General features: G+C 47.5%; 1 protein-coding gene and 1 pseudogene. Both read left to right on the forward strand.

Features of this window, described 5'->3' with window-relative positions; genetic code table 11:
• Window positions 1-460, forward strand: a 460-nt coding sequence (locus tag L5M28_RS24030; protein WP_263204545.1) for a mobile mystery protein A, incomplete at its 5' end; no start/stop codon positions are given.
• Window positions 457-665: pseudogene (locus tag L5M28_RS24035) on the forward strand (mobile mystery protein B); the annotation flags it as partial. The gene L5M28_RS24030 and the pseudogene L5M28_RS24035, both read left to right, overlap by 4 nt.

Genomic DNA, 665 nt, shown 5'->3' on the forward strand with positions numbered 1-665 from the left:
ACTCAAGCAAGTCAAAGCAAAAATCAGCGCTTTACTCGGTTTATCTGTGCCTAAACCGCCGAAAAATGGTTGGGTGCGCAGTATCCGTGAGGCCTTGGGGATGTCGGGCGCGCAATTAGGTGAACGTCTTAATCTCTCTCGTAATCAAGTCTCCATATTGGAGCGTAAAGAAGCCGATGAAACCATCACACTCAAACAACTTAAACAACTGGCGAGCGGGCTCGATGCCGAACTAGTTTATGCGATTGTTCCGCGTCAGTCGATTGATGACATGATAGAAGCGCGCGCTATGGAGTTGGCCAAGCAGCGTTTGGCCATGAGCCACCAATCGATGTTTTTAGAAGCACAGCAGTTAACCTCAGAGCAACAACAGCAAGCGCTGGTTCAATTAGCCAATGAAATTAAAACGGGCAGCACCCGAGATTTGTGGAAAGTCAGTTTGCAGGAGAAATACCAATGAGTCTGTTTGTTGAACCAGAGGGCGCAACCCAACTAAATGCCGATGATGTTGCCGGGCTGAAATTTGATCACATCACGACTCGCGAAGAGCTTAATGAGCTTGAAAATGCCAACATACTACAAGGGTTGAGTTGGTTAGCCACGACGCCTAAAACCAGCATGGATGACATTCTTTCTATGGCGTTTGTGGAAGAGTTGCATCAACG

The sequence above is a fragment of the Shewanella sp. SW32 genome (assembly GCF_025653365.1).
Taxonomy (GTDB): Bacteria; Pseudomonadota; Gammaproteobacteria; order Enterobacterales; family Shewanellaceae; genus Shewanella; species Shewanella oncorhynchi.